General features: G+C 67.6%; 1 protein-coding gene. It reads right to left on the reverse strand.

What is annotated here, in order from left to right; genetic code table 11:
- A partial coding sequence (locus tag AC1DWF_RS38920; RefSeq protein WP_476843719.1) for a type VI secretion system Vgr family protein occupies nt 1-509 on the reverse strand: 509 nt, incomplete at both ends.

A 509-nucleotide genomic window follows, 5' to 3' on the forward strand; every position in this document is an offset into this window, starting at 1 on the left:
GCCGGGGACCATCGGGTAGTCGCTGTTGGCGCCGCAGACCACCAGCGTGTGCTGGCCGTCCTTGTGCTCGAAGAAGTAGCCGCAGCCGGCCTCGTCCAGCATGCGCTGGGCGAAGTCGAGGTCGGTCTCGTTGAACTGCACGCAGTAGGTGCGCGGGCTGGACGGCACCGAGCCGCCCCAGCGCACCGGCGCGACGCCGCTGTCGCCCAGGACGGCCGTGACGATGTCCTTGACCGACTTGTCCTGGAAAATCCGGCAGTCGGCCGTGCGCGAGAGGTGCCAGAAGTTCGGCACGACATCGAGCCGGTAGGAGGCGAGCCCGCGGCCGAAGGCGCCGATGCGCGAGAAGGCGCGGACGATGCCGTGGAAATAACGCGCGTCCACATGCCCGACATTCACCTTGCAGGTGACCGGCTGGCCGATCAGCGAGGACGGCTTGATGTCCATGTCATCGCTGATGACCTCGGCGGTGAGCGTGAAGGGCCGGCCGATCGTCTCCTGCACCGAGA

The sequence above is a fragment of the Aminobacter sp. P4_D5 genome, assembly GCF_056401815.1.